Genomic DNA, 18700 nt, shown 5'->3' with positions numbered 1-18700 from the left:
TCTCCTGTTACGGAGATAATGGGAACGGCCGTAGACGACGACCCCTTCGAAGCGCAGCGACAGCAGACGGACAACCCGATGCGCCGACTGTTCTCCGAGTACGGTCGGCAGAACGCCTTCCAGTTCGCCGTCGGGCTGCTCGCCAGTGTCGTCGCCCGACTCCTCGACTTGCTCCCGCCGGTGGTGCTCGGTATCGCTATCGACGCGGTGTTCGGCGACAAGGAGTACGCGCAGGCCGTCGCCGACACGATTCCCGTGTCGGCCGCCGCCGTCTCGGGCGTGATTCCGGCCACGCAGACCGAACAGTTCTACTTCTCGGTCGGTCTCATCGCCTTCGGCTTCTTCGGCGGCGCGGTGTTCCACTGGACGCGCAACTGGGGGTGGAACTCCTTCGCGCAGAACATCCAGCACGCCATCCGGACCGACACGTACGACAAGATGCAGCGGTTGAACATGGACTTCTTCGCCGACAAGCAGACCGGCGAGATGATGTCAATCCTCTCGAACGACGTCAACCGCCTCGAACGGTTCCTCAACGACGGGATGAACTCCTTCTTCCGCCTGTCGGTGATGGTCGTCGCCATCGCGGCGATCCTCTTCTCGATGAACTGGCAACTGGCGCTCGTCGCGCTCCTCCCGGTGCCGCTCATCGCGCTGTTCACCTGGAAGTTCGTCGACATCATCCAACCCAAATACGCTGACGTTCGCTCCTCGGTGGGGACGCTCAACTCCCGACTGGAGAACAACCTCGGCGGCATTCAGGTCATCAAAACGTCGAACACGGAGGGTTACGAGTCCGACCGCGTCGACGACGTGTCGATGGACTACTTCGACGCCAACTGGGACGCGATTCGCACGCGCATCAAGTTCTTCCCCGGACTGCGCGTCCTCGCCGGCATCGGCTTCGTCATCACGTTCTTTGTCGGCGGTCTGTGGGTGTTCGCCGGCCCGCCGGGACCGTTCACGGAGGCGCTCTCCATCGGCCAGTTCGTCACCTTCATCGTCCTCACCCAGCGGTTCATCTGGCCGATGGCGCAGTTCGGACAGATTATCAACATGTACCAGCGCGCCCGCGCCTCCTCGGCCCGTATCTTCGGGCTGATGGACGAACCCTCGCGCATCGCCGAGGACCCCGACGCCGACGCACTCGTCGTCGACGAGGGACGCGTCGAGTACGATTCGGTCACCTTCGGCTACGACGAGGACGAGACCATCGTCGAAGACGTCGACTTCGAGGTCGACGGCGGTGAGACGCTCGCGCTCGTCGGTCCGACCGGCGCGGGCAAGTCGACGATTCTCAAACTCCTCCTGCGGATGTACGACGTCGACGAGGGGCGAATCGAAATCGACGGCCAGGACCTCCGCGACGTGACGATTCCGAGCCTCCGGCAGGCCATCGGCTACGTCAGTCAGGAGACGTTCATGTTCTACGGAACCGTCCGCGACAACATCGCGTACGGGACGTTCGACGCCAGCCACGAGGAGATAGTCCAGGCCGCGAAAGCCGCCGAGGCTCACGAGTTCATCGAGAACCTCTCCGAGGGCTACGACACCGAAATCGGCGAGCGCGGGGTAAAACTCTCGGGCGGGCAGCGCCAGCGTCTCTCCATCGCTCGCGCCATCCTGAAAGACCCCGAAATACTCGTCCTTGACGAGGCCACCTCCGACGTGGACACCGAGACGGAGATGCTCATCCAGCGGAGCCTCGACCGACTCACGGAGAACCGGACGACGTTCGCTATCGCGCACCGACTCTCGACTATCAAGGACGCCGACCGGATTCTCGTTCTCGAAGGCGGGAGAGTCAAGGAGCGCGGGACTCACGAGGAACTCCTCTCCAACGACGACCTCTACGCCCACCTCTGGGGCGTCCAGGCCGGCGAGATAGACGAACTCCCGGAGGAGTTCATCGAACGCGCGACGCGTCGTCAGGCGCGAACCGAAGCGCAAGACGACTAAGTCCTGGCGTCCGATCACTCCATCCGAAGAAAAACCGTCAGATCGACTCCTGTTCGTCCTGCGACTGCTCGTTGCCGCGGTCGCTGTATCGCTGACGGCCGACCGCTTCCGACCCGACCATATTGAGCACCGCCTGCTTGACCTCCTCGGCGTCTTCGAAGTCCTGGTCCATCTCCTCTTGATATGGCTCCATAACTTCGCTGAACGTCCGCGTCTCGTCCGAGAGTTCGAGTTCGTAATCGCCGTACTCGTCGACGAGTTCCTCGGTCGTCGTCGGGTAGTCGTGCGACTCAAGCTCCGGCTCCAACTCGCCGAACTCGACGCCCAACTCGCGACTGTCGTCGCCTTCGTCGTTACTCATGCGTATCTGTGGTCAACGCCGGGGCAAAAACCCGTTCGCATACGTCGGTTTTCGTGAACGAACTCCGGACGGCTCGACCACGTCGAAGCCGCGGATTACAAGCCCTCTGAGCGAGTGCGGCCGGTATGCATCTCACCGACGCCGCGTGGACCGACGTCCGCGACCTCGACGCCGACCTCGCGTTACTCCCGGTCGGCAGCACCGAACAGCACGGCCCGCACGCGCCCCTCGGAACCGACGCGCTCACCGCCGAAGCCGTCGCCGCCGCGGGTGCCGACGCTTCGGACCAAGACGTCGTCGTCGCGCCGACTGTCCCCGTCGGTATCGCCGAGGAACACCGACAGTTCCCGGGGACGCTCTGGGTGTCGGAGGAGACGTTTCGCGCGTACGTCCGCGAGACGGTCCAGAGTCTGGCCTACCACGGCTTCGACCGCGTCGTCGTCGTCAACGGACACGGCGGCAACGTCGGCGCGCTCCGCGAGGTGACGGCGAGGATTTCTCGCCATGACGACGCCTACGCCGTCTCGTTCACGTGGTTCGAGGCTGTCGGCGAACACGCGACGCGGATGGGACACGGCGGGCCGCTGGAGACGGCGCTGCTCAGACATATCGCGCCGGAGACGGTGCAAGAAGACCGGATGGAGGAAGCGAGAGCGGGGGCGGCCGACCGATGGGGCGAGTGGGTCGCGAGCGTCAACCTCGCGCACGACTCGGCGGAGTTCGCCGAGAACGGCGTCGTCGGCGACCCGAACGACGGCGACGCAGCGCTGGGCGAGGAACTGCTCGATACGGCGGCGGCGGCGCTTGCGCAGGTACTCGATGCGGTCACCGAGCGGGACGTGTCGCGACCGGAACGACGGTCGTAGTTACTCTTCGTCTTCTTCGTCTTCTTCTTCCTCGTCGGCTTCCGTTTCTTCCTCGTCTCCCTCTTCGTCCTCGTCGGCGTCGGTCTCCTCGTGCGCCTCGTCCAGCGCGCCGCGGAGCTGCGGGACGGTGCTCGCGAGTTCGCTCACGTTCTCGTGAGCCTCGGTGATCTGCTCGAGGAGTTCCTCGACTTCCTCGATGGCTTCTGCGAGGTCGTCGGCGTCCTCGAATGCGTCGGCGCGCTCGCCGATGGTGTACCACTTCTTCGCCTGTCGGAGGTGGTCTTCGGCGTCGCCGGTGTCGAGCGCCGAGCGCAGGCCGTTGAGCACGCCGAGGACGTTGTCGGCTTCCGTCTCCCAGATGTCGTCGCCTTCGGGGAGCGTCTCGCGCGCCGCGGCGAGGTGTTCTTCGACGTCCTCGCGCATCTCTGCGGCCGCCTCGCCGAATAGCTCGTCGTCGCCCAGTTTCGATTGACTCATACCCGACGTTTCGCTCCGACTCGTTTTAAATACATGCCCGAAAGTGAAAGTGAAATCCGGCGACTGTCGCGGTCTCCGTACCGAATTCAGTTTCGGCCACGAGATTATTACAGTGCGAGCGGCGTCGCCGACAACGACGATCGTCTATGCGTCGACACTGACCAGTTTCATCAACGGGTAGCCGTCCTCCATCTCCATGCACGTGCGGACGCGGACCGACTCGTAGCGCACCTCCATCTCGACTTCCATGAGCGATCCGGTGAGTTCGGTGTAGCCGTTCTCGTGGTCGATGGCGTCGTCGACTCGGTCGTCGAGAATCTCCACCGCGACCGTCTCGCAGTGCGGTTGGTTCTCGATGGCCTCCGCCATCGCGGCTTCGAGGCTCCGCGCGCTGTCGACGCTGACGGGCGTTCCGGCGAACTGGTGGTAGAGCGACCCGAACTTGATTCCCGCCTCGAAACACGCCTGCTCTGCGTCGGTGACCATGCGGAGTCGACTCGGTCGGCCGGTTAATCTCTGTCGGGCGACGGTGCATCGCTCGGGCGCGTCGCGCCGCGGACTCGAACCGTGCGTTACTTACCCTCCGTATTTCCATCTACTACCGAATGGACGACCCGGTTCTACTGACGGGCGCGGGCGGGCGCGTCGGCCAAGCCATCCTCGGTGGTATCGGCGCGGACCACGACTGGCGACTGCTCGACCGCGAACCACTCGCAGACGACAAACTCCCCCCGGGAACGAGCCGAGACGACGTGTACGTCACCGACGTCACGGATCGAGAGGCGATCAGGACGGCCCTCGAAGGCGTCGGTGCGGTTATTCACCTCGCGGGCGACCCGCGTCCGGAAGCGCCCTGGGACAGCGTGCTCCGGAACAACATCGACGGTACGCAGGCGCTGTTCGAGACGGCGGCCGAGGCGGGAGTCGACAAAGTCGCGTTTGCCTCCTCGAACCACGCCGTGAGCGCCTTCGAGACCGACCGCCGAACGCCGGACATCTACCGCCCCGAGAGCGAGTTCCTGCTCGACGGGAGCGAACTCCCGCGGCCCGGAAACCTCTATGGCGTGAGCAAAGCCGCCGGCGAGACGCTCGGTCGGTACTACCACGACCAGACCGGTCTCTCCGTCGTCTGCGTCCGCATTGGCAACCTGACGCGCGACCACCCGCCGATAGATTACGAGCGCGGACAGGCGATGTGGCTCTCGTACCGCGACTGCGCGCACCTGTTCGACTGCTGCATCCGCGCCGACTACGGCTACGAAATCGTCTACGGCATCAGCGACAACGACCGCAAGTACTACTCCATCGACCGCACCCGTGAGGTGCTCGGCTACGACCCGCAGGACAACTCCGCCGAGTTCGAGTGACGGCGTCCGTCGATTCCGACTCGCCCGCTCCGTTTCTCACCCGACCCCAACACTCATAGCGACGAACTACGCTTAAGCGTCCGCTCGTTGGCCTCCCCGCTGTATGAACTCGAAGAGCACTCGACACCGGCGGAGGACGCGATGACGAACTTTGGCTACACGCTGTCGAGCGAGGAGCACACCCCGAACGACCTCGTCGACTACGCCCAAGAGGCAGAACAGCGAGGATACGACTTCGTCTCCATCTCGGACCACTACCACCCGTGGGTGAGCGAACAGGGGCACGCGCCGTTCGTCTGGTCGACGCTCGGCGGCGTCGCGACGGCCACGGAGGAGATAGACGTCGTCGTCGGTGTCTCCTGTCCGATTATGCGGATGCATCCGGCGATATTCGCGCAGGCGACGGCGACGACGGCGCAGATGCTCGGCGACCGATTCGTCTGGGGCGTCGGCACCGGCGAGAACCTCAACGAACACATCCTCAGCGACCACTGGCCGCCCCACCGAGTCCGACTGGAGATGCTCGAAGAGGCCGTCGAGGTCGTCCGAAAACTCTGGGAGGGCGGGCAGACGAGTCACTATGGGAAACACTACACCGTCGAGAACGCCCGCCTGTTCACGCTCCCCGAGGAGACGCCGCCCATCGCCGTCTCCGCCTACGGCGAGCGCGCGGCGAAGGCGGCCGCCGACTTCGGCGACGGCTTCTGGTGCGTCGGCCCGCAGGAGAAACCCCTCCAGATATTCGAGGAGAACGGCGGCGAGGGGCCGAAGTTCGCCCAGATGACCGTCTGCTACGCCAAGGACGAGGACGAGGCCGTCGAGACGGCCTACGAGCAGTGGCCGAACTCGTTCGTGCCGGGCGAACTCGCCTCGATACTTCCGACGCCGACGCACTTCGAGCAGGCGTCGCAGGCCGTCACGAAGGAGGACGTCCGCGAGGCCGACAGCGTCATCACCGACCCCGACCCGGAGACCCACATCGAGAACGTCGAGAAGTTCGTCAACGCGGGCTACGATCACGTGTACGTCCACCAGGTCGGCGACGACCAGGAGTCGTTCTTCGAGTTCTACGACGAAGAGGTGTGGCCGTCGTTCGACTTCGACTGAGCGACTGTCTCTCCTCCGCAGATTCGCTCGCTACTCCCCGTCGGTCGGAATCCCCCGCTCCTGTCGGTACTGGTCGAGATAGTCGCGAGCCGTCTCGAGCCGATCCTGTGCTCGGTGGTCGTCGTCGAGTTCGTTCGCCAACCCGACGATCTTCTCCTCGACCTGCTTGACGCGGTTCTCTTTCGGCGGTCCGTCGTTCTCGACTTTGTCGCCGGCGAGTTCCGTCAGCCCCTCGTCGAGCGACAGCAACTGCTCGCGCGCCTCCCCGTCGGCGTCCTCGCTCGCTCGGCGAATCTCCGCTCGCGCGTCCGCGATGGGTTCGTTCGAGTGCTCCATACCGGTAGTCCAGTTCGCAGACCGATAGGTCTGGACCCTCAATAGCCAAGCCGTGGTACCCATCGGTATGGGGAACACCAAACTCACCGACTTCGACCGTTCCGTCCTGGCGCGGTTGCGCGGTAAACAGCTCACCGCCGCGGAGTTGGCCGACCGCCTGACCGCAGACGTCGACGCCGACGCGGTTTCCGAGCGGCTGTTGCGGATGGCGGATAACGATCTCGTGCGCGAACTCGGCGACGACGGTACTCACGGCGACGCTGACAGCGACGGTACCGGCCGATTCGCGCTCACCGAGAGCGGGCGACGCGTGCTCCAATCGCCCAACACGGCGGCCGCAGACGAGGCTATCGATCTCCCGCCGAACGTCCGGCAGATGCTCTCGAACGCGAACGTTGGCGTCGACTGCGTCGAGACGGTTCGGCACGCGTTCACTTTTCTCCGCGAGTGGGGGAAGGCGACGGTCCCGGAACTGAAGGCGGGCGTGTTTCCCGAGACGTCGACCGGCTACCGCGACGCCGACGAGTGGTGGGACGACTGCGCGCACAAGGTGCTCGCCGCGCTGCCTCGCGTCGAACCCGGCGACGGTCGCAAATCGGACCCGTTCTGGCGGTACGTCGGCGATTCGACCGCCGATGGGACAGTCGACGACGACGCCGACACGGACGGACGCGCGGTGCTCAGAGGCCGGGGTGGGGGCCCGCAGTACGCGAATCTCACCCACGTGCTGGTGAGTCAGAACGTGACGACCGAGCAGCGACTCGCCGCGGCGGCGGCGTTCGACATACTCCGTCGTCGGGGTGAGGCGACGACCGACGAACTCCGCGCCGCCGCGTCGGAGGCGGTGGCCGAGACGGGCGGCGAGCGACCCGACGACCGCTGGTTCCGTGGCGAACTCTCCGAGTTGCTCGCCGACGTTCCCTCCGTCGAACGTCGCGACGCCAACCGGTGGCGGTTTAGCGGCGAGTGGTGAGAACTGAGCAGCGGACGTCACAGTTGCAGTCGAGATCGGAGCAGAGGGAGAGTGGGTGAGCGAGAGGCGGTTACTCGAACAGTCCTTCTACGTCGCGTTCCTTCTGCTCGCGACGCTCGAGGTGGTCACAGAGCCGCCGGTAGATTATCGGTCGTTCGGCGTCGCTCCCGGTCGCAAAATCCATCACCAGCGCGATGTACCGCGTCTCGAAGCCACCCTCCCGCTCTTCGCGGGCGGCCTCGACGCCCGCCGCGATTCGTCCCTCGTCGAATCGGTCGTCGTTCTCCGCTCGGACGTGCGCGACGACGGCCGCCGCCTCGAAGTTCAGGTCGTCGAGTGAGAGCGCCTCGCCGTCGTACGTGAGTCGCATCGGTCGCCGTCGCTCGGCGCGTTCGGGGTCCGCTGCGAGACGTGCGAGTTCCGCTCGGACCGCCGCGAGGTCGACGCCGCGGTAATCGTCGGGGAGACCGGTCAGGTACTCGCGGGCGCTCCCGGCGAGTCGCTGCGCCCCGCTCCAGTTTCGACGGCGTGCGTGGTGGACGACGGCGGTGAACTGGATAAGACCGTGGAGCAGTCGCTCGTCGTCTTCGCCGTCGTCGGCGTCGAGCCACCACTTTTCCCACGCGTCGTGGGCGTCGTGGTACTCGCCGACGTTGTAGATGGCGACGCCGGCTCGGAGCGCGTTCTCCATACTGGACACGTTGCTAGTTACGTTCGCCGGCTCCGGGTAAAACGGTGGCGCGAAACGGCCGTACCTGTAGGCCCGTCCGACCACCTCCCGCATCGGTCACACTGGCGATACGCGCCGCGTAACTTCCTCCCGACGATACGTACGCTTTCCCACGAACTATCTTCGTGCCTCATGGTGCGCGTTCGGCAACTGTCTCTTACAAAGTCAAGTATCTGAAAGATACTGTATTTAGGCGGGGAGATTCCTCGGCCCATAGAGTTTATATTTCGATGAGATACCCTCATACCTACTACTATTCCCACAACGACAATTCCTCTCGACGACCACTATTCTTGTTGCGACACTTTTTGATACACGAACGGATGCTGACAACTATATGAGCGATGCAAATATGCGAGGACGGAGTTATACTCTGTGCAAAACACTGATACGCCTACTTCATCTGAAGAAGACGACGCTCGAACGCAGACCGCCGCCAACCGAACGCGCTCGGTCGGTCGCCGACCGTTCCTCCGCGGTGTCGGAGCGACGCTCGCTGCGGCAGGCGGACTCGGAACTGCTGGCGTTGCGGCCGCCGACGAGTACGAGACGGTCCACGTCGACGCGGGCGAAGAGTACGACGAGAACGTCGGAAGCGGTGAAACGCTCGAAAACGTCCTCTACGACATTTCTGCCGACGGTGCGTCGCTCAACATCGACGCGAGCGGCACCGACTGGGTCATCCGCAACATCGGCATCGAGGGAGAGTACGAGGAGCCATCCGCCGAGAACCTCTTCACGTTCGAGGTGACCGACGACGACGAAACCGGACTGGTCGAAAACGTCTACGCGGCCGACGGGAGTTACGATACCGACTTCGCCTTCGTACGTAAAGCACACGAAGGTGAACTGACGATTCGGAACGTCTATCTGGAGGGCTGGCAGGAGGGTATCTACGGCAGCGCCCCCGGTATCGACGACGGCGGCGGTGACGGCCCTGTTCAAATCGAGAACTGTTACGCGAAGAACAACGGCGTCGCCAACTACCGACTCGGAAGCGACGGGTCGTACGTCCGGAACTCCGTCGTGTACGTCGACGAGCAGACATCGTATTCGGGATACACGCGCGGTGTCTGGGTCCGCAACGGCGGCGACGTCGAGGTCTCCGGAATGGACATTCTCATGGAATACGACGAGGCCGCGTGGGGCGTCGTCGAGAACGACAACATCGAGACGGGCGGTTCCATCGACCTCGTCGACTCCGCGGTCGAATCGCGCGGCGGTCGCGGCGAAATCGATGGAACGGTCGAGACGAGCAACGTCGGCGACGACGCCGACGTGGACGTTCCCGACGGCGTTCCGGAAAGTGCTGAGGACGCCGCGAGCCGGTAAGTAACTCGTCCCGGTTTCGGTCGACACTCCGGTCGACCGCTCCCAACACTGCCTCGAACGCGATTTTTTGTCTCCTGTGTCGATCGTACTCAGTTGCGCCGCGCCACGCGATGCCCCGTGAGCCGTCGCTCTCGCAGTCTAAGTCGTCACTACTCCGCGTGAACCGTTGCTACCTCAGGCCGCGGGAAGCGCGGGGGCGCGAACGGAGTCCACTCCCTCGAGCGGAGTCGGGAGACGCTCAGTCGTCGTTCCCGCGACCCGGGTCGCTCGCTGTCAACAGCCCGGGGTAGTCGGCGATAAGTCCGTCGACGCCCGCGGCGGCGAGTTGCTCGGCTTCGTACCACGTCGTGACGGTGTACACGTTCACCTCCCGCCCCTCCTCGTGGGCGATTTCGAGAAGGTCGATGTCCGAGAAGTCGGAGTCCTCGATGTAGGCGCCGCTGTTGAAAAACGGCGTTCCCTGAATCATGTCGAACGGTGGATGCAGCGCCTCGCAGTCGTACTCCCGAGTGACTCTGAGACCCTCTTCGATGGAGTCCCAGAAGAGAAAGGCGACCGGAATCGTCTCGTCAATCTCCCGGGTCACGGCGAGCGCAGCCTCGTAGAACGACGAGACGAGAATCTCGTTCTCGTAGTTCGACGCGATGTCGAAGACGTTCTCGACGAAGGGGCGCCACAGCTCCTTTCGCCGCTCGAGTTCGTCGCCGGCGACGTCCTCGGCGAACGCGAGGTCCTCGGAGCCGGGGTTCTTCAGTTCGATGTTGACCGCGAGTTCCGTCGGAATCGCGTCCATCAGCTCCTCGAGCGTCGGCACGGTCTCACCGCTCTCTAACACCTCCGCCTGCAGTACCGTCTCGCAGTCGGTCTCCCAGACGAGGCCCTCCTCGTCGGTGAGACCGTCGTCGTCGCGTTCCGAGAGGCCATCGTCGTGAAAGACCACGACTTCTCCGTCCGCACACGGAACGACGTCGATCTCTATCGCGTCCGCGTTCGCGAGTCCCGACCCTACGGCCGCCGCGACCGTGTTCTCCGGGTATCGACCCGCGAACCCTCGGTGGGCGATCTCGATCGGGTCGTCGTCCTCGCCGAACTCGACGCCGTCGCCGTCGGTGGCGTCGCCCTCGTCGTGTTCGTCGTCCTTCGCCACACCGTCGGCCGTCGCGACGCCGCCGACCGCGGCGGTGCCGAGTGCTGCACCGGTTCCCTTCACGAACGTCCGTCTGTCTACCTCGATAGATCGGTTTCGATCCATAGTATCTGGGACAAGAGGTGCAAAAATAATTGTTCTTATATGAAATATGATGGGAAATTCAAAAGCACTAGAAGTACCGAAAGTCAACTGTACGCCCACCAAAATTCGAGACGGTATGCGAGATGAGGAGGAAATCCACAAAAATTCGTCAGTTCCGAGGCGATTAGTCTATCGATGCTCCGAGACGCTCGTCTCGAAGCCAAGATTCGCAATCGCTCACTCGAACGACTGGCATCGGCGTCGCTCGTTCGGTAGTTCTCGGAAAGTGTAGCGTCCTGACGGAGTCTCACGCGAGCGGAAGCGAGCGTGAGGCTCGTCAGGTTGTGAACGAAGTGAACGTCCTGACGGAGATTTGAACTCCGGTCCCTGGCTCCGCAAGCCAAGAGGATAGTCCACTACCCTATCAGGACTCAATTACGGATACACTCGACCTACATAAGTGGCTTCCGATTCGGGAGCGTCGGAAGGTACGGTATCGCGGCACATTCGACGGACGGCGGGTCGGTGAGCGAACACACTCTTCGTCGGCGTCGGGGGCACGCTCACACCGAAGTCGAAGCGTTCTGAGAAAACCGCACTCTCCTTTCGCCGACCAACCCACTCCGTTTCTCGGAGTCGAACACGGAGATAACGGCGTCTCTCCGAAACGACACGACCGTATTCACTCGCACAACCGGCCGAATCGACGAATTCCGACGACTCGTGGCCTCCAGAGATAGCACAAAGAGATTTTTGACCGTTCCGAAAGCATATGAAAAGAGGTCTCGTTGACTCCCCCATGGACCGACGAACGTTCCTCGCGCGGACGACTGTTCTCGCCGCGGTCGGACTGGCTGGCTGTACGAGTACCGGGACAGGCGACGAAAGCGACGGTGACGGCGGTGGTGACGACGGTGGTGAGTGGAGCACCGACTCCGGCAACGGGTCCGGCGGGAGCGGCCAGACAATTACCGACCGAACCTTCGAACGGACAGGCGAGTGCGACCAACCCAGTTCGGCGACGGTCACCCGCGACGGCGACACCGTCGTCGTTGAGGGTTGCATCCGGGGAAGGAACGGCTGTTCGGTCGCCGTCCTCGACAGCGTACAGTACGACGCTGCCGAAGACCGCCTCTCAGTTGTCGTCGCGACGAACGTCGAGCGGGAGGACGACGAGGTCTGTACGCAGGCGCTCGTCAGCCGCGGTTACGAGGTCCGCGTCGAGTTCGAGAACGGCCTCCCAGGTAACGTCGACGTGATCCACGACGGTGCGGACGGGCGAAGCACGGTCGCGTCGTCGAACGCGACGGAGTAGGTTTCGACGACCGCCATCGGCGGTTTGCTATCAACCGGACCGTCGACCACGGTTCGCTCCCACCACCGCGCCCCGTCACGAGCGTTTTTCTACGATGGCCGGCCTACGACCATCCATGAGTGCTCCCGCCGACTCGACGCAAAACGACAGACTGCGTCGCCCTACTCCGGCAAGGACAACGCTTAAGCGCGGCCCTTCCCTGCTTCGCTACACGATTATGGGTGTCGAAGATTCTACGGATTGGGAACGCCGACCGCAGGGGTGGCGCTGAGATGGGCGCGATAGAAGAGGTGTACGAGGACCTCGACACCGACGTGGAGTTCGAGGAATTCGAAGCCGCCGTCGAGGAGAAAGTCGAGCAGATGGGCGGTCTCGCCGACGAGGAGACGGCGGCGATGCTTATCGCCCACGAACTGCGCGACGAGGAGGTCAACGGCATCGCCGACGTCGAACCCGGAATGGACGAGGTGAAGTTCCTCGGCAAGGTCGTCAGCGTCGGGGAACTTCGGACGTTCGAGCGTGACGGCGAAGACGAGGACGGTCGGGTCATTAACGTCGAAGTCGCCGACGAGACTGGCCGAATCCGCGTCTCCTTCTGGGACGAGATCGCCGAATCCATCGCCGACGGCGAACTGGAGGTCGGACAGGTGCTCCGCATCAAAGGTCGTCCGAAGGACGGCTACAACGGCGTCGAGGTGAACGTCGACCAGGCCGAACCGGACCCCGACGCCGAGGTCGACGTGCAGATTCTCGACAGCTACCGCGTCGAGGACATCTCGCTCGGTCTCTCAGACGTGAACCTCAAGGGCCAAGTACTCGACAGCGGCACCGTCCGCACCTTCTCGCGCGACGATGGCTCGGAGGGTCGCGTCTCGAACCTCGCGCTCGGCGACCCGACCGGACGCATCCGCGTCACACTCTGGGACGACAAGGCCGACCTCGCCGAGGAGTTCGACGCGGGCGAGAGCGTCGAAGTCGTCGACGGCTACGTGCGCGAGCGCGACGGCAACCTCGAACTCCACGTCGGCTCCCGCGGCGCGGTCGAGCGCCTCGACGAGAACGTCCAGTACGTCCCCGAGACGACGGATATCGGCTCGCTCGAAATCGATCAGACCGTCGACATCGCCGGCGGCGTCATCGAGGCCGACCCCAAGCGGACGTTCGAGCGCAAAGACGGCTCGGAAGGGCAGGTCAGAAACATCCGCGTGAAGGACGACACCGGCGACGTGCGCGTCGCGCTCTGGGGCGAGAAAGCCGATACGGAGGTCGAACTCGCCGACCACGTCGTCCTCGCGGACGTCGAGATAAAAGACGGCTGGCAGGAGGACATCGAAGCCTCTGCGGGCTGGCGCTCGACCGTGACCGTCCAGAAGGACGCCCCCGCTTCCGGTGAGAGTGCGAGCGGTGGTGCGGGTTCGAACGCCGGCGGACTGTCCGCGTTCGGCGGCGATTCGAGCGGTAGTTCCGACGACGCCAGCAGTTCCGACAGCGCAGCCAGCTCCGGCAGTACCAGCGGCTCTGGCGACGCTCGATCCGGCGCCGCAGCGGCGACGGTCGAAGCCGATAGCGCGAGTGCCGACGGCGAGACGGTCGAGTTCACCGGCACCGTCGTCCAGGCGGGCGACCCCGTCATTCTCGACAATGGAACCGAGACGCGCAGCGTCGACACCGGCGCGAACCTCCGACTCGGCGAGACGGTCACCGTGCGCGGGACGCTCTCGGGCGACCGCATCGACGCCGACGAAGTGCTCTGAGAGCTCACGCCGACTCGCGTCTCACCTCCGGTACGTCGTTCACCACTCGAAAACACACCCCCTCTCCCCACGGCAGACGGTTCTCAGGCGCCGTCACCAACGCAAAGCATTATACACCGCACCGACTGGTATCAGGGTATGAGTGTCGAGTTACCGTTCGCCCCCGTCGATACGCTCATCCGACGGAACGCGGGCGAACTCCGAGTCAGCGCCGACGCGGCCGAAGAACTCGCACGTCGCATCCAGATCCACGGCGCTCGACTCGCCGAGGACGCCGCCGAGCGCGCGACCGCGGACGGTCGAAAGACACTGATGGCCGAGGATTTCGGCGTCGAACAGGTCGTCAGTCGTGACGCGCTCGAACTCCCCATCGCTCCCATCGACCGCATCGCGCGACTCGATATCGACGACCAGTACCGCGTCTCGATGGAGGCGCGCATCGCGCTCGCGGACATCCTCGAAGATTACGCCAACAACGTCGCGAGCGCGGCCACCAAACTCGCACACCACGCCGACCGGCGCACCGTTCAGGCCGAAGACATCGAGACGTACTTCTCCCTCTTCGAGTAGCGATGAAATTCGGCTACAACGAGACGTGCCTCGAACACGACACCGGCCCGCGCCACCCGGAGACGGCCGACCGCCTTCGAGCCATCCGCGAAGGGCTGAAGAAACGTCACAGCGTCGAGTACGTCGACGTCGACCCGGCGACGGAGCAGGAAGTCGCGCGTGTCCACGACGACCAGTACGTCCAAGATGTCAAGGAGTTCTGCGCCGCCGGCGGTGGCAACTGGGACCCCGACACCGTCGCCGGCGAGAAGACGTGGGACGCCGCGCTCGCTAGCGCCGGTCTCTCGCAGTGGGCCGCGAACGCGGCGCTCGACGGCAACGACGGGCGCGACACGCCGTTCGCGCTCGGCCGACCGCCAGGCCACCACGCCGTCGTTGACGACGCGATGGGGTTCTGTTTCTTCAACAACGCCGCCGTCGCCGCCCAGACGGTCATCGAGGAGGGCGCCGCCGAGCGTGTCGCCATCTTCGACTGGGACGTCCACCACGGCAACGGCACGCAGGACATCTTCTACGACCGCGGCGACGTGCTGTACGCGTCGATTCACGAGGACGGTCTCTACCCCGGGACGGGCGAACTCGACGAGACCGGCGAGGGCGACGGCGAACTCGCGACGTTCAACGTTCCGCTGTCGGCCGGGAGCGGCGACGCCGACTACCTGTACGTCGTCGAATCGGGACTCGGTCCCGTCTTCGAGTCGTTCGACGCCGACCTGCTCGTCGTCAGCGCGGGTTTCGACGCCCACCGCTACGACCCCATCTCCCGGATGCGCGTCTCCACCGAGGGCTACGCGCTGCTGACCGACGCCGTCCGGACGCTCGCCGAGGAGAACGACGCCGCGCTCTCGTTCGTCCTCGAGGGCGGCTACGGACTCGACACGCTCTCGGAGGGGGTCGCCACCGTCCACGAGACGTTCGACGGCCGTAGACCGATGGAACCCGAGGAAGACGCCGACGAGGAGACGAAAGAACTCGTCGCCGAACTCCTCGACCGTTACGGTCTCGACTCGACGTAATCACAACCGCAGTTCCGCGTCGCTACAGGGTCGGTTCGGCGTACCTACGGTTTCGGCTCGAAGTAAGCGCGGAGTTCGTCGCCGAACTCATCGGCCAGCGTTGCTACCTCGTCACCGACCAGCGCGTCGTACTCTTCTCGGAGCGCCGACTCCACCTGCGCACCCAACGCCACGTCGAACAGCGCATCGCTCGACAGCAGCGCTTCGGGCGTCGTGAACTCGCGCTCGCGCTCGACGACGTAACGGTCGCCGTCGATGAACGGGCCGTACACCTCGTCGTCGGCCCCGTACTTCCCGAAGAATCCGGACGCGTGCTGTTGCACCGCCACCGGCGGTCCCACGTGGCGCGAAATCGTCGAGCGCTCTGCGACCGAACACTCGACGAACAGCACCGCGCGGTCGTCGGCCATCGCCGTCGCCCGCAACGGGTCGAAGCCGCGGCGATCGAGTTCTGAAACGACGCCCGACAGCGACTTCTCCAACTGCGGGTAGAGTTGGTCATCGACGACTGCAGGCGCGTCGAAGACGACGGCGAGCGGGTAGGTCCCACGCCGGTCGAACTGTTCGCGCACGTCGGCCGCCGAGAACGACTCCTCGCCCGGCGGGAAGAACAGTTCCTCGCGAGGGTCCGCGAGCAGATCGCGGGCGTAGTGCTGAAGTCGCGCGACGTTCGCCGCCGAGAGTACCGCGGCGACGTTCCGCTCCGGGTCGGTCGGGTCGACGACGACGAGCGGGTCGTCGAACGTCGCCCGGCTGTGGTCCTCCGGGTCGAACTCGACGGGCGGGTGCCAGTCGGCGGCGGCGCGCAGCAGCGGTTCGAAGCCGCCGTGTTCCAGCACGAGGAGTTCGGAGAGATAGCCCGAGAAACCCTTCGTGCGGAGGTCGCTGCCGTACGCGCCGATTCCTTTGAGGAAGCGTTTGAACACGCGAACGTCGGCGCGGAGGCTGTCGTCCAACCGCTCGTCGAGGTAGGCGTTGTGGAACGGCGTCCGGTCGACCGCCGACTGGATGTCGGTCGCCTCGGGCACGTCATAGCAGGGGACGAGGTCCACCTCGAACCCCTCGAACTCCCCCTTCACGTACGGATGCTCGGCGTACTCCTCGTGGCCGCCCGGGAGCACCGCGCGGCCGACTTCCAACCCGTAGCGTTCGAGGTCCTCGCGCGGGAGGTCCGGCGGAAAGCGGACGAAGAGGTCGATGTCGCGGTCGCCAGAGAGCCACGTGCCGCGGGCGGTGCTGCCGACCTGGACAGCGTCGGCGTCGACCGGGAGTTCGGCGACGGCCGCCTTGACGCGCTCGCGGAGGGCGTCGACGGCTGCGGCGAGGGCGGCGCGTTCGTCGGCGTCGGGGTCGATTCGCTCGCGGACGGACGCGACGACGCGGTCGAGGTCGGACATGTGCCCGCGTTCGAACGGTCGCGGCGAAAGCGTGTCGGTGCGTAGACGGCGTACGAGCGATGTCTCAGGGTGTGCGACCGACAGACGCAGTCGGGGGAAAACGAAAGCCCTATCAAATCAACCCGAATACGAAAGGGTGCAGCAAGCCGTCGTAGCTCAGTTGGTAGAGCACCTCGCTGTTAACGAGGTGGTCCCAGGTTCGAGTCCTGGCGACGGCGTCGTTTTCTCTCGAACTCGCTTCGACGAGCGACAACGCTCTGGGCTCCGTACCTCGTTCGCTTTGGAACTACAGCGTCGATAGATAACGCTAAAGGGAAGCCCGATAGTACGACGAACGGGGGCCCTTAGCTCAGTCTGGTTAGAGCGCTCGGCTCATAACCGAGTGGTCGTTGGTTCAAATCCGGCAGGGCCCATCCGAGTTCTGCGCACGTCCGGTGTCCCCGGTTCTCCCCGCGGTGGCGAGATGTACTCGTATGAAAAGTGAATTAACTACCGGGAGACGAGTATCGACACGAGACTGAGTATCACAGCTAACTATGCCTGAGAAATACGATCTGATCATTGTTGGCGGCGGAATCAGCGGGGCATCGTTGCTCTACGCGGTGTCGAACTTCACCGACATCGAGAACGTCGCGCTGTTCGAGAAAGAAGACGAGATCGCAGCGGTCAACTCCCATCACACGAACAACTCCCAAACGCTGCACTTTGGGGACATCGAGACGAACTACACCCTCGAAAAGGCCGAAGAAGTCAAAGAGGGCGCGGAGTTGCTGGCGGGGTATCTGGAGAACCACGACCCCGACCGGGAGATGCACAGCAAGCGGAGCAAGATGGTCCTCGCGGTCGGCGACGAGGAGGTCCGGGAGCTGGAGACCCGCTACGAGGACGAAGGGTTCGGCGACCTCTTCCCGAAGCTTCGAGCCATCGGCCGCGACGAGATCGAGGAACTCGAACCGAAGGTGGTCGAAGGAAGAGACCCCGACGAACGACTGCTGGCGCTGCAGACGTCCGACGGCTACGTCGTCGACTACGGCGAAACGTCGGAGTCGTTCGTCCGGGAGGCGCAGGCCCGCGACGGCGCCGACGTGTACACCGGGACGAAGGTGACGAAACTCGTCGACCGCGGCACCGGTTTCAGCGTTGAGACCGCCGAGGGCCAGTTTCGCTCGGACGCCGTCGTCGTCGCGGCGGGGTCGCACAGCCTCCAGATCGCCAAGGAGATGGGCTACGGCGAGAATATGTCGCTGCTCCCCGTCGCAGGGAGTTTCTTCCTCGCGAACGACATGCTGAACGGGAAGGTGTACACGCTCCAGATGAAGAAGTTGCCGTTCGCGGCGGTCCACGGCGACGCCGACGTCCACGACGACTCAATCACGCGGTTCGGTCCGACGGCGAAAGTCGTCCCGGCGCTCGAACGCGGTCGCCTCTCGACGGTCGGCGACTTCTTCGACGTGTTCGAGTTGAACGCCGACTCGATTCTGAGTTACGCGAACATCCTCTCGGACCGGATTCTCCTCCCGTACGTGCTCAGGAACTTGGTGTACGACGTGCCCGAAGTCGGCAAGCAGGCCTTCCTGCCGAACGTCCAGAAGGTCGTCCCGACGGCCGAAATCGACGATATCGAGCGCGCGAAAGGTTACGGCGGTGTCCGACCGCAGATCGTCGACACCGACGCGAAGGCGCTCGACATGGGTGAGGCGACGATAGCCGGCGACAACATCATCTTCAACATCACGCCGTCGCCCGGTGCGTCGACCTGCCTGAAGAACGCGATGAACGACGCGCAGCGGGTCGTTGAATTCCTCGGCGACGACTACGAGTTCGACGAAGAGGGGTTCCGCTCGGAGACGATAGGCCACTTCCCCAGACTGGACGCGTAGCGCCGCCCTCGCTCGTCGAACCGGCGCGC

At 64.4% G+C, this 18700-nt stretch carries 18 protein-coding genes and 3 tRNA genes; 13 read left to right on the top strand and 8 right to left on the bottom strand.

The genetic code is table 11. The annotated features are described in order from the left end of the window. Positions 1-18: 18 nt before the first annotated feature. On the top strand, positions 19-1959 hold the full coding sequence (locus LAQ58_RS12560; protein WP_224447800.1) for an ABC transporter ATP-binding protein: 1941 nt from the start codon (positions 19-21) through the stop codon (positions 1957-1959). A gap of 37 nt (positions 1960-1996) precedes the next feature. Here the strand turns inward: LAQ58_RS12560 and LAQ58_RS12555 are convergent, their stop codons facing one another. Beyond that, on the bottom strand, positions 1997-2320 hold the full coding sequence (locus LAQ58_RS12555; protein ID WP_224447799.1) for a DUF5789 family protein: 324 nt from the start codon (positions 2318-2320) through the stop codon (positions 1997-1999). Positions 2321-2445: 125 nt separating this feature from the next. Here LAQ58_RS12555 and LAQ58_RS12550 point away from each other — a divergent pair, with 125 nt between their 5' ends. Further along, on the top strand, positions 2446-3186 hold the full coding sequence (locus tag LAQ58_RS12550) for a creatininase family protein (RefSeq protein WP_224447798.1): 741 nt from the start codon (positions 2446-2448) through the stop codon (positions 3184-3186). Here LAQ58_RS12550 and LAQ58_RS12545 read toward each other — a convergent pair whose 3' ends face one another. Together LAQ58_RS12545 and LAQ58_RS12540 are read right to left on the bottom strand one after the other, a co-directional pair. After that, on the bottom strand, positions 3187-3663 hold the full coding sequence (locus LAQ58_RS12545; RefSeq protein ID WP_224447797.1) for a DUF5790 family protein: 477 nt from the start codon (positions 3661-3663) through the stop codon (positions 3187-3189). It abuts the gene before it with no gap. Between the two features lie 144 nt (positions 3664-3807). Beyond that, a complete protein-coding gene (locus LAQ58_RS12540; protein ID WP_224447796.1) occupies positions 3808-4149 on the bottom strand; it encodes a dihydroneopterin aldolase family protein in 342 nt (113 codons plus the stop codon). 119 nt (positions 4150-4268) lie between these two features. Between LAQ58_RS12540 and azf the strand changes: the two genes are divergently transcribed. Together azf and LAQ58_RS12530 are read left to right on the top strand one after the other, a co-directional pair. After that, the gene (azf, locus tag LAQ58_RS12535; protein ID WP_224447795.1) at positions 4269-5030 is read left to right on the top strand and encodes an NAD-dependent glucose-6-phosphate dehydrogenase Azf; all 762 of its coding nucleotides are present in this window, start codon (positions 4269-4271) and stop codon (positions 5028-5030) included. Positions 5031-5171: 141 nt separating this feature from the next. Then, on the top strand, positions 5172-6137 hold the full coding sequence (locus LAQ58_RS12530) for a TIGR03557 family F420-dependent LLM class oxidoreductase (protein WP_224447794.1): 966 nt from the start codon (positions 5172-5174) through the stop codon (positions 6135-6137). Positions 6138-6167: 30 nt separating this feature from the next. Here LAQ58_RS12530 and LAQ58_RS12525 read toward each other — a convergent pair whose 3' ends face one another. After that, complete coding sequence (locus LAQ58_RS12525) at positions 6168-6473, bottom strand: DUF7553 family protein (RefSeq protein WP_224447793.1); 306 nt, start codon at positions 6471-6473, stop codon at positions 6168-6170. A gap of 67 nt (positions 6474-6540) precedes the next feature. On the opposite strand from LAQ58_RS12525, the gene LAQ58_RS12520 reads away from it, so the two are divergent. Next, on the top strand, positions 6541-7446 hold the full coding sequence (locus LAQ58_RS12520) for a hypothetical protein (RefSeq protein WP_224447792.1): 906 nt from the start codon (positions 6541-6543) through the stop codon (positions 7444-7446). 70 nt (positions 7447-7516) lie between these two features. Here LAQ58_RS12520 and LAQ58_RS12515 read toward each other — a convergent pair whose 3' ends face one another. Continuing rightward, positions 7517-8137 (bottom strand): DUF309 domain-containing protein, encoded by a 621-nt coding sequence (locus LAQ58_RS12515; protein ID WP_224447791.1) that lies wholly within the window; start codon positions 8135-8137, stop codon positions 7517-7519. A gap of 414 nt (positions 8138-8551) precedes the next feature. Between LAQ58_RS12515 and LAQ58_RS12510 the strand changes: the two genes are divergently transcribed. After that, positions 8552-9508: a hypothetical protein gene (locus tag LAQ58_RS12510; RefSeq protein WP_224447790.1), complete on the top strand. Its 957-nt coding sequence runs from the start codon at positions 8552-8554 to the stop codon at positions 9506-9508. A gap of 238 nt (positions 9509-9746) precedes the next feature. Here the strand turns inward: LAQ58_RS12510 and LAQ58_RS12505 are convergent, their stop codons facing one another. Both LAQ58_RS12505 and LAQ58_RS12500 read right to left on the bottom strand, forming a co-directional pair. Next, on the bottom strand, positions 9747-10760 hold the full coding sequence (locus LAQ58_RS12505; RefSeq protein WP_224447789.1) for a glycerophosphodiester phosphodiesterase family protein: 1014 nt from the start codon (positions 10758-10760) through the stop codon (positions 9747-9749). Between the two features lie 337 nt (positions 10761-11097). Beyond that, positions 11098-11170: transfer RNA gene (locus LAQ58_RS12500), tRNA-Arg, on the bottom strand. A 368-nt stretch (positions 11171-11538) separates the two neighbouring features. Between LAQ58_RS12500 and LAQ58_RS12495 the strand changes: the two genes are divergently transcribed. The 4 genes from LAQ58_RS12495 to LAQ58_RS12480 all read left to right on the top strand — a co-directional run bounded on the left by LAQ58_RS12495 (position 11539) and on the right by LAQ58_RS12480 (position 15394). After that, entirely contained in the window at positions 11539-12054 is a 516-nt protein-coding gene (locus LAQ58_RS12495; RefSeq protein ID WP_224447788.1) for a hypothetical protein, read from the top strand. A gap of 272 nt (positions 12055-12326) precedes the next feature. Continuing rightward, the gene (locus tag LAQ58_RS12490; RefSeq protein ID WP_224447787.1) at positions 12327-13808 is read left to right on the top strand and encodes a single-stranded DNA binding protein; all 1482 of its coding nucleotides are present in this window, start codon (positions 12327-12329) and stop codon (positions 13806-13808) included. A 138-nt stretch (positions 13809-13946) separates the two neighbouring features. Beyond that, positions 13947-14378, top strand: coding sequence for a histone (locus tag LAQ58_RS12485; protein WP_224447786.1), 432 nt, complete (start codon positions 13947-13949; stop codon positions 14376-14378). Positions 14379-14380: 2 nt separating this feature from the next. Beyond that, positions 14381-15394 carry a histone deacetylase family protein gene (locus LAQ58_RS12480; RefSeq protein ID WP_224447785.1) on the top strand — a complete coding sequence of 338 codons (1014 nt, stop codon included), beginning with the start codon at positions 14381-14383 and terminating at the stop codon, positions 15392-15394. Positions 15395-15438: 44 nt separating this feature from the next. Here the strand turns inward: LAQ58_RS12480 and cca are convergent, their stop codons facing one another. Continuing rightward, positions 15439-16791 carry a CCA tRNA nucleotidyltransferase gene (gene cca, locus LAQ58_RS12475; RefSeq protein ID WP_224447784.1) on the bottom strand — a complete coding sequence of 451 codons (1353 nt, stop codon included), beginning with the start codon at positions 16789-16791 and terminating at the stop codon, positions 15439-15441. Between the two features lie 145 nt (positions 16792-16936). Between cca and LAQ58_RS12470 the strand changes: the two genes are divergently transcribed. The 3 genes from LAQ58_RS12470 (at position 16937) to LAQ58_RS12460 (ending at position 18671) form a co-directional block, all read left to right on the top strand. Beyond that, positions 16937-17009, top strand: a tRNA-Asn gene (locus LAQ58_RS12470). Positions 17010-17129: 120 nt separating this feature from the next. After that, positions 17130-17204: transfer RNA gene (locus LAQ58_RS12465), tRNA-Ile, on the top strand. Between the two features lie 123 nt (positions 17205-17327). Next, on the top strand, positions 17328-18671 hold the full coding sequence (locus LAQ58_RS12460) for an FAD-dependent oxidoreductase (RefSeq protein ID WP_224447783.1): 1344 nt from the start codon (positions 17328-17330) through the stop codon (positions 18669-18671). Positions 18672-18700 lie beyond the last annotated feature (29 nt).

Origin of the sequence: Haloprofundus salilacus, assembly GCF_020150815.1 — an archaeon.
Taxonomy (GTDB): Archaea; Halobacteriota; Halobacteria; order Halobacteriales; family Haloferacaceae; genus Haloprofundus; species Haloprofundus salilacus.
This window is presented reverse-complemented; position numbering and strand designations above follow the sequence as displayed.